General features: G+C 43.9%; 8 protein-coding genes. 1 reads left to right on the forward strand and 7 read right to left on the reverse strand.

Annotated elements, in window-relative coordinates; translation table 11 throughout:
- From OEM52_11245 to OEM52_11275, 7 genes are all read right to left on the reverse strand, one after another.
- Window positions 1-932: efflux RND transporter permease subunit (locus OEM52_11245; protein MDK9700709.1), on the reverse strand; the 932-nt coding region annotated here is incomplete at its 3' end.
- Between the two features lie 15 nt (window positions 933-947).
- The gene (locus OEM52_11250) at window positions 948-1,994 is read right to left on the reverse strand and encodes an efflux RND transporter periplasmic adaptor subunit (protein MDK9700710.1); all 1,047 of its coding nucleotides are present in this window, start codon (window positions 1,992-1,994) and stop codon (window positions 948-950) included.
- A 214-nt stretch (window positions 1,995-2,208) separates the two neighbouring features.
- Window positions 2,209-3,705: an O-antigen ligase family protein gene (locus tag OEM52_11255; protein ID MDK9700711.1), complete on the reverse strand. Its 1,497-nt coding sequence runs from the start codon at window positions 3,703-3,705 to the stop codon at window positions 2,209-2,211.
- Window positions 3,706-4,003: 298 nt separating this feature from the next.
- A complete protein-coding gene (locus OEM52_11260) occupies window positions 4,004-5,236 on the reverse strand; it encodes a hypothetical protein (GenBank protein ID MDK9700712.1) in 1,233 nt (410 codons plus the stop codon).
- A gap of 66 nt (window positions 5,237-5,302) precedes the next feature.
- Entirely contained in the window at window positions 5,303-7,234 is a 1,932-nt protein-coding gene (locus OEM52_11265; GenBank protein ID MDK9700713.1) for a hypothetical protein, read from the reverse strand.
- Window positions 7,231-7,995 carry a protein phosphatase 2C domain-containing protein gene (locus OEM52_11270; protein ID MDK9700714.1) on the reverse strand — a complete coding sequence of 255 codons (765 nt, stop codon included), beginning with the start codon at window positions 7,993-7,995 and terminating at the stop codon, window positions 7,231-7,233. The genes OEM52_11265 and OEM52_11270 overlap by 4 nt, the downstream gene beginning before the upstream one ends.
- Window positions 7,992-8,669, reverse strand: a complete 678-nt coding sequence (locus OEM52_11275; GenBank protein ID MDK9700715.1) for a VWA domain-containing protein — start codon at window positions 8,667-8,669, stop codon at window positions 7,992-7,994. The genes OEM52_11270 and OEM52_11275 overlap by 4 nt, the downstream gene beginning before the upstream one ends.
- Window positions 8,670-8,927: 258 nt before the next feature.
- On the opposite strand from OEM52_11275, the gene OEM52_11280 reads away from it, so the two are divergent.
- Window positions 8,928-9,774: hypothetical protein (locus OEM52_11280; GenBank protein MDK9700716.1), on the forward strand; the 847-nt coding region annotated here is incomplete at its 3' end.

A 9,774-nucleotide genomic window follows, 5' to 3' on the forward strand; every position in this document is an offset into this window, starting at 1 on the left:
GTTTCCGGAACGCCCTGTAACTTGGGAATAGCTTTAACGATCCGGTCGACAACATCGATTGTATTCGCTTTGGCGAGTTTTTGTACAGATAACGTTAGTCCCGGTTTACCGTTTATACGGACTAACTGCGTTTGTTCTTGATACGTATCTACTACTTTGCCGATGTCAGCTATCCGAATCGGGACTCCATTCACGGTTTTTAGAACAATTGCTTCTATCGGTTTAATCAAATTGAAACGACTCTCAGTCCGCAGGGAAAAATCGAACTGTCCGATTTTCAAGTCGCCGGATGGTATCAAAAGATTGGAATTGGCAATCGAGGATAACACGGTTTGAACGGGAATCTGCAGCGCTTGTAACCGGTCGCGATCCAGTACTACTTGAATTTCGCGGATTTTGCCACCAGAGATTGAAGCTGATGCAACACCGGTAATATGTTCAATCTGCGGCTGGATTGTATTGAATGCAATATCGTATAAATCGCGCTCATCGATGTCGCCAGACACTGCGATGTTACAAATCGGTTGAGTAGTAATGTCAAATCGAACGACATTCGGTTGGGATACACCGCTCGGCAATTGATTGAGAATTCGATTTACCCGCTGTACGATATCGACCATGCCAACATCGACATCGGCGTCCCAATTGAAGTTGATCCGAACCCGGGAAATCCCTTCCCGCGTAGTCGATTGAACATAATTGACATCGTTTACCGAGCTGACCGCTCGCTCCGTCACCACTGTGACCGATTGTTCCATGTCGAGCGGACCGGCGCCTTGGTAATAGGTAATGGTAGTGACAACCGGAATAGAAATATCGGGAAGCAAATCAACTTGTAACTGAGACAGCGACACCCAACCCAAGACGAGCAAGGTCATAGCAAACAGAAACGTCGTTATCGGATAACGAAGCGCCAAACGAGTTAACCACATAGGAGACTTCCGCCGTTATCGTTGCAAATTGACGTTACCGCCATCGCGGAGGAATTGCACCCCAACGATAGCCACATTATCGGATTCGGAGATGCCTTCCACAATTTCCGTTTCCGTTTCTAATTCCTTCCCGATGGTTACCTGCCGTCGTTTTGCAGTCTGATTCTCAATCACGTAGACAAAACACCGGTCGCCATTTCGTTGAATCGCTTGCGGTGGAATTGTCAAGACATTTTCGCGTATCTCAATATCGATGGTCGCCTTCACATACATGCCCGGTTTCAATAACTCACCTGGATTGGGTACTTGAATTTCGACGGGCATCGTGCGGCTCGCTGGATCAAGCGCGGAACTCAACCGATTCACTTTACCAAGAAATGTTTTATCGGGATAGGCGTCAGTGCGTATAACCGCATTCATGCCCGGTTTGATCTGCGAGACATCTTTTTCCAATACGTTCACAATCGCTTTTACTGTACTGACATCCATCAGTGTAAAAATCGAAGTAGTATTCGCAACAATCACGGCACCAAGATCCTGACTCCGTTTCGTAATTACCCCTGTAAATGGCGCGGCGATCTGCGAATACCCGAGCCGAACTTTTGCCACTTCATAGTTCGCTTGGGCAACTTGAAACGCCGCTTCGGCATTGTCGCGTTCTTGTTGCGATGAGAGTTTTCGCTCGAACAATTCCTGCGTACGATCGAATGTTTGCTTCGCATTCCGGTAGGTTGCCAACGCTTGTAAGTGCTGCTGCGCTAATTCGGAAGTATCGATAACTGCCAATAACTGCCCGGCACGGACATGATCGCCGATATCGACCAATACCGAAGCAAGCGAACCGGTTACTTTCGAGTTAATGCTCGCTTGTTGAACAGCGAATACGTCGCCGGTGTAGGTTAGCGAGTTGACGATACTTTTTCGTTGTGGTGCGTTGGTTTTAACAACAGGGGTGGTTTGCCGACGCAAGTTAGTCGACCCCTCTTGCTTTTGGAGCCGCCACCAAACTATAAGCGTCAGTAAAACAACAAACGCGACGAGCCACCAATACTTACGAATCATAGATTGCCTTCATGAAAGAAAACGAGTCTAACCATGACTTATCTGTTCTAAGATTTTTAGTCTGAGCTTTACAGACAAGCGAATCAGTTTCGATGCTGTATTAATCAACAAAACGAGTTGTGACTAATCTGTATTTAAGCCAGTACAAGTTGATACGAAAGGAGAGATGAATCTTAAGAAATAAAGCCACATCACAGTGTTAATCGTTTTTATACTAACTTACATTTTCCTTTCTGAAGTTCGATCGAGATCTATCCTCAGAACGAGAAACTTGAATTCGATAGCCAACAGCGAGTACGATTGATACAATCGGAGCATAGGCTGTTTTCAGTTTATCGGGCGAAAGCAGTAAATCATTTGCTTCAAAAAAGCCTCGAATGAGAAAACCTGCTAACACACCGAAAGCTGCGACTCGCCAAGGCGATTTTTTGTCAGGCACCATCCGAGAAATCCAAACAAACAAACCGATATGAAACAGCAAGAATAGAGTAACACCAACTAATCCAGTATCGATTGCTTCATTGATAAACACATTATGTGCTCTTCCGCCAGTCCATCTAGTAGAACCTGAGGAAAACTGGTTCACTTCCTGTTGCAATAAAATCATTGAAGAGTTTGGTCCGGTACCGATTATTGGACTGCTTCGAATTAACTCTAACGAGTTTTCCCAAATCAGAATTCGCCCACTACCAGATGCTATGCTATTTAAGCGTAGGAGTGACTCTGCAATGCTCTGGTTTAAAGTGTAAAAAGTAAATACCAATAAAGCGAATCCAGCCAACACAAACAAGGTATTTCTGTAAGCTTTTTTGGTGAATGACATTAGATAAGGTGTAACCAGTAGTACTACCAATATCATCGCTCTTGAACCAGAAGAAACAATTAAAAACAAGGCAGATAGAGTTATCAGTATAAATATATATTTCATGTAACCACTGGATTTTTTTGCAAATGATAGAGCAATGATGAAAGTTATCAATATTGGAACTGTGATGATGTTTGGACTTATCTCACCAACCGATGCACGAAACCCAATTGCCATCAACAAGATTGCATTCAGTGACGACATCATTTCAAGCATAGATTTAAGCATCAATGTCGCAATGATTAGAAAGCCAACCAGAAAACCCGTTGCTAATGCCAGAACATCATTCATTGTTTTCGTGTTCCCGACCAGAAGTACAATAAACAATAACTGAGAAGCAACTCCGAATATCTTAAACACAGTTTTTGAATCTTGAACCGGTGAGAATAAGAACGAGAAGCAAGCCCATAGGAAATATAAAAAACCAAATATTAAAAATATTTTCATCGATGGGTAATCAATTTTATGCTCGTCATACTTCGCACGATGCACAAATAATATAAGTAGAAGAAACCACCACATGTTATAAATCCATGGACTTTTTGCAAAACTTACAAAAGGAGATATCGCTAATATCATTGATGTCACAGCCAAGAATAGGAGATGCTTTGTAGATGCTAATATGTATACAATAACAACAGTACTGGTTATCGCCAAAAAGCAGATCATTCCCGCTTTATTTGTATAAGCAATCGAAACAATCAATGATATAAGTGTTATCAGTAGCAATAATGTTAGTGGAATCAAACGGTGAGTCAACGATTTCCAATGGTTTTCACGAGAAATCATGATATCATTACTAATCAATAAAACTAAACCGACACCGAACAAGAAAGAAGCGATCATTATTATCAAACCGCCTCGCAACCCCGAATAGAAATATATTATTCCGAATACAGAAGTTAGTAAAGGAAGAATAACAAAAATCGGCCAACCCAACTGGTTAGGTATTAGGACTTTTGGTATGGGAGTTCGAAATGAGATGGTAATCACTGTTAACACTAATGCGATAGAAAGTGTAACATTAGTATAAGGAAGCTTTAACAAAATGTACGTAGAAGTAGAAACAAGTAAGGTAGCTATTACCGACCACCATATCCAATTTCCTAATCGGTTAACTTTTTCATTTGTAGAATAAATGATTTCATCCCTTTCCAGTAAAAGCTTTCCATAAATATTTGGGATAAAATTGTCGTAATAAATCTTTCAGTCTTGTATATTGTTCAGATCCTTCCATCGCAATTATCCATTCTTTCCAACCAATGATCACCAATGCCGAAAACAAGCCTAAGGCAACCGCCAACACAACAACTAACGACCGGATTGGCCATCTTCGTACTTCTGGTGATATTGCTTGATCCAAGTAATGTAAAACTTTTTGATCGCGTTGCTCACCCAACCTTGCTTGTTCTAATTGCTGGATCAAAAAGACCAGCATTGTTTCCTGAACTTGTACCGCACGATACCTTCTTGTGAACTCGAGAGTTAACTCAGGCGAATCTTTTAATGCTATCAAATTTGAACTTAACGTTCGATCGATCTTGCCAGATATCTCGTCTCGTTGTTTGCTCAATTCCGTAATCTTTGCTTCCAATTCCTTTACTTGAGGATGAGTCCCACCCATCGTTGTTTTTGCTACATATAACGCAACATCAATTTCAGCGATATTTTTTTCGACTGTTTGAAGGGTTGTAATTGTCGCTTCGATCTGAGCTTCTGGAGAAATAATACCGGTTCGTTGGGAAAACAAACGCAATGAATCCTCGGCAATTTGTAATGACTCCTTGACAGCCATCGTCCGTTTCTCTAAGAATACTCGAGTATTATGTTGGCGAGTCGATGTTAGTTTGGAAGCTATCGCATCGGTATAATCTATTACAGCATTTGCCATTGCGGCTGCATCATTCGGATTTTTATCGGTAACAGAGATGTAAAAAGTTAAAATTTGGTTGATACCGATTCCTTCTTCAACTAAAGTATTAATTTCAAAACGGTTATCGAACTCTTTATATGCTTTTTCTAATTTATCGACCCCATACCGTTTCATGAAATCAAAACGGATATTCAGCGAATCACGTAACCTTTTCGAAGTTAGAACTGCATTAAAACCACCACTTTGCACATCGGAAACATTGCTCATTCGCAATGTCGAACTCAATGCTCCCAGTAAGCTATTTCCATCTTCTGTTGGAGGCATAAAACTGCTTACTGCTTTGTATGTCGGTGGCCAAACAAACGCAGCAACAACTCCGAGAATCGTCCAAAGCAAAATCCACCGTAAAAGGAATTTACGATGTTTAGCAAGAATTTCTAATCGCTCTAACCAACCGAACGATTCAGTTGAAGGTTTTGTTTCATTCACTGGATTGTTACTCAATTTGTTCTTTTCCTCATAACCAGAAAGAATAACCCAGGCCGATGTTGAACCAATTCTCTGATTAGATTAAAACTTCTTACAGAAATCCAAGTCGAGTTTTAACTGCTCACGTTGGTTCAGTGCTTCCGTTACCTGCTCGAACATTGACTCGCGTTTCGTGAGAATATCCGCTTTTAGATCGATCAATTCCTGCACGGAAGTGGTTATTGAAGATTCGAGCTGGCGCCGGTAGTTATAATATGCCTGCATGTAAGCCAGTTCGTCCTCTTTTTCCAATTGATCGCGCTCTTCGTATACGAATTGCTCTTCCAGCTTGTTCCGCCAATCGAGCAGCGCTGTCGCCATCACCGAAGTTGTACCCTTAATGTTATACACCTTCGCCCACTCGACATCCAACGCGGTTTCTACGCCAAACGATTCTAACACGACCCGTTGCCGTTCGGGGACTTCGGGTAAATCGGCATCAATTAAAGAAAACGACGAAAGATATCGCTGCAGCGCGCGCAGTTTCCCATGATGTTTGAATTCGTCTTTCGTTCGATCCATCCAGTTATTGAGATCGCGATAGTCAAACAAGAATGTATTGATAATCGTTAACTGCGCCAAAAAACGGGAATCGCCGGCATCCCGCTTGTACTCGATTGCGAGATCGGTATAAGTTCGATTCGCACTCTTATAGGCTAGCTCCCGAATCGCATATTCATTTTTTTTATCGACTGGAAGATATGCCAGCCAAATCCCGATGGGAAGCCCCAGGAATAATCCATAGGGCCAATAGTACGCTAACGCCAACAATCCGATTCCGATTCCGACCCGTTGCAGGTAAGTCATACGTTTTGCCCGGATCAAGGTCGGCGGCATCGGTTTCGGGGTAAACGTTTTCGTTACTTTGATATCCGGCGCTGGCCCCGGTGTACGAATTTCGGCAACTTGTTTCCGGACGTTCTTAAAGTTAAAGGTTGTATCGAGCGTAGGCAACGAAGTATCGACGAAAAAGACAATCTTTTCCATATCCGCTTCGCACCAGGGACAGCGTGACTTTTCCCCGTGGTACTTGTGAATTGGCACCTTGAGACACTGTGTCAACGACTTCTCGAACTTCTCCAACTCGATTGCCCACTCTTTAGCAGTAGGACGAGCGTTCGGTTCGACCCCTTCCGGTGCAAATGCGCGCAGAAACAGCGCATTTAACTCATCGGACAAAACGCCGGTACCTAAGCTATTCGTTGGCCGTTGCAAACCGCGTTTACTCGCTTGCGGCGCATACACATACCAATGCTCTTTAATCGCCTGCTCAAGAGTAACATCGTTCATCCGGGAATAAATTCCAGAGTACGGGTGGCGACCCATCATAAGAAGGTGAAAGACCAAAATCGCGAGTCCGAAGTTATCGTGATTCGGTGTTCGAACTAGATTGGTTAAATCAAGATCCTGTAACTCCGGTGGAATGAAATGCCCGACCCCGACACCGCAGAGGTAATTACCGCCATCGCTTTTTATCTGGAAAGAGTCGCAATCGATTAACTTTATTACCGCATTCTTGGAGACAAAGATATTGCCTTGGTTGATATCGCCGACAACATGGCCGTGACTGTGAATGACAGCAATCGAAGCAGCGGCATTCCGCGCGGCGTGCGCAAGAAATGCCCAACTTGCATTGGGAAAAACATTCTTACGGTTACTGGGCGTGTATAAATGGTGCAGTGGATCGTAGCCAACTGCTTTCCCCATCAGAAAGCCGGTAACTGGACCTTTTTTCTTCGTATGCAGTGTTTGAATCGGCCAAGCTGAGACATTGACTAAATCGGGGCTTTGATTCCCGACCATCGCCAACAGCTTTTCCTGTTTCTCTTTTTTCAGTGGTTCGTGGTAGATTTTCGCAACGAGTTGCCGAGTGTCATCTTTTAGCTCGTAGACCGCGCCTTCGCCGCCTCGTCCAAGCTCTTTCCCGATCTCAACTTTCTCGCCACTGCCATCGAAGAAGGATAATTCGCTCATAATCGTGTAGCCAGAATCAATGTTTTATCGTCTTCCGTCCGTTCATTCACTTTATCGGAACCGAGCAGCTTTTCCAATCCGATGTTGACGTTAACCGGATTGAACTGTTGCGGATTACGCATATAGGTAAGCATCGGCTCGAAGAATGGTGGGTGAGGGGTTTGCGTCGCATAACTCAAAGCCAACGGTTGAATTCCATCGGTAAAGACGGCAAACTGCTCTAATTCATAATCGAGAAACTGAATTTTAAGATTTTCCAATCCGTTGACATCGGTGAGCGTAAAAGTGGCATTGACGTATTCGCCGGAGTAGGGTCGGAACACCATTCCCATTGCGCCATTCTTACTAAGCACGATTGCACCATCGCCTAACTGTAGGCAGATGGTTTGCCGGGGACTCGTTACAACACCAAGCAAGGTACAAGCAAATTCGCGTGGCACAATGTTCTCATCATACGCTTTGTGCCGAATCTCCATCACAATTTCATGAACCCAGTGAATCACCTCTTTTTCAGAAAACAGATGATCGGGTGGATTCTCCAGAACCGCGGCTTTTATCTGTTCGCAAATTCGCCGGGTTGCAAGCTCGGAACCTTCCTTACTCCGTTTGGCACTACCGGCACCGTCGGATGCAAACGCCATAATGTACTCTTCGCCGTTCGCATTGGTGACCCGGTCGAGCATACAAGAATCTTGACATACTGTGCCGGACGCGATATGCGAGGTGCCGATGACAACGGCTTGGGCAAACTTCCAACTCACAGTTCTGCCCAACCTTTCGGGCTTTCCAACGGAACTGTCATGCCGGGTTCAGTGCGTGCGACGCCACTCATCGAGGCGGTAAGCCAGAGGAAGAATTCGCGGAACTTCATACCCTGTAGTTTGAGCGGTTCGCGCACTGACATCTTACGCAGAATACTCATACTCGCGCCATCGACCGCAACCGGGAAGAATGCCAATGCTTTCTCCTGCTCACCTTCTTTGATCAATTCTGCCGCCGTCATCCAGTCGTCGGTCGGCGAACCGTCGGTGATCATGAACACCCATGGGCGATAGTAGGAGATGCCGTTATTCTTATACTCCTCCTTACGATCGTTGAGCATTTTCAAACCGGCTTGAATTGCGCCTCCCATTGGAGTATCGCCTTGGGCGACCAATACCGGAGTGATAAAGGTATCGGGAGAAGTGAATTCGGTAACGATTTGTACTGGACCAAAGGTGATAATGCCGATTTCGACCCGCTTAGTTGCCAGCGAATCGTTCAGAATTTCGTCGCGAAACACTTGCAGCGCTTCATTCAAAGCCTGTATCGGCGCACCGCGCATCGAGCCGGACGTATCCAGGATCAATAGGCAAGGAACGCGGGGGTCGGGGTTGTCAGCGAAACTGTCGGAGCCAAAAGCAATTTGACTCGCAAAATCAAAGTCGTCGGACATCGAAGCTTCCTTTCGAGAATTGCTTGGGGGCAAAGTAATATGTTTTCAAGGGGAATGCCATTCCTCGAAGGGAATTAGAGTATCCTGTGAGGGTATCGGGATCTTTGGGGATGTTTCGATTGGAATTCCCTACAGTTCGCGGATATTTTGCTATATGGTGTAAAATCGATTGACCTGTCCATTTTGTTTGGGTAACTTGATCAAAGGTAGATCGACAGTTCCATTCCCATGATACCGACCACAATGCAGGAGCGAACGATGAAACCACACCAAGATTCTTTCCCGATGCTTTCCCGAGTTTTCGTTATCTCGATTCTTTTACTCATAACTCTGCTACAAACTTCGATGGCACAGGATAGTTTGGGGGTAAGATGTGTTGGCAAACTCCACAATTATGAAATGTGGAATAATGCTACTGGAATTGTTGTTTCGGGTAATTGTGGTTACGTAGCAACAGGATTGACGGGGTTAAGAATAGTCGATATCCAAAACCCCGACCGACCGGTTGAAATTGGACACTTCGTTACTGGTCAGTCGATAAAAGATGTAGTTCTTGTCGGGAACCTCGCAATCCTTGCGAGTTATGAACAAGGTATTAAAATTGTTGACGTATCAAATCCAAGTTCACCATTTCAAGTTGGAAGTTTAGATATTACAAATACAAAAAAGATAATCATCGAAGGCAATCTTGGATATGCATTGTGCGGGCAAGGTGTAACAGCATTTACATTTAATCAACCAAGTAACCCGAGTATTGTCGGAACATATAGTCCAACAGGTAGTGCTTATGCTTATGACGTAAGTGACACTCGAGCCTACATTTTTTCAAGTTGGTATGGTGGTTCACTTGGAAGTGGCTATCGTTTTTATTACCAATTTAGTATCGTTAGTTTTTTAACTCCTAATAACCCTCAAATACTAAATAGTTCCACAAGAGAGTATTCTCGTTACAATGGCATTAAAGTAATGGGTAACACAGCATTTATATTTGACGACACAGATATCAAAACATATCGGATTGACGATTCTTTACATTTTAATTTGCTCGGAACATATGATCGTAACCCAATAATGCCAACATCTTTTCAGTTTTGTGACTCGATGC

The organism is bacterium, assembly GCA_030247525.1.
In the GTDB taxonomy this organism is placed as follows: domain Bacteria; phylum Electryoneota; class JAOADG01; order JAOADG01; family JAOADG01; genus JAOTSC01.

What these genes read in the sequence shown, in the direction of transcription:
- OEM52_11265 (MDK9700713.1), bottom strand. Translation starts at nt 7,234, where the DNA reads ATGAGCGAATTATCCTTCTTCGATGGCAGTGGCGAGAAAGTTGAGATC.
- OEM52_11250 (MDK9700710.1), bottom strand. Translation starts at nt 1,994, where the DNA reads ATGATTCGTAAGTATTGGTGGCTCGTCGCGTTTGTTGTTTTACTGACG.
- OEM52_11275 (MDK9700715.1), bottom strand. Translation starts at nt 8,669, where the DNA reads ATGTCCGACGACTTTGATTTTGCGAGTCAAATTGCTTTTGGCTCCGAC.
- OEM52_11255 (MDK9700711.1), bottom strand. Translation starts at nt 3,705, where the DNA reads ATGATCGCTTCTTTCTTGTTCGGTGTCGGTTTAGTTTTATTGATTAGT.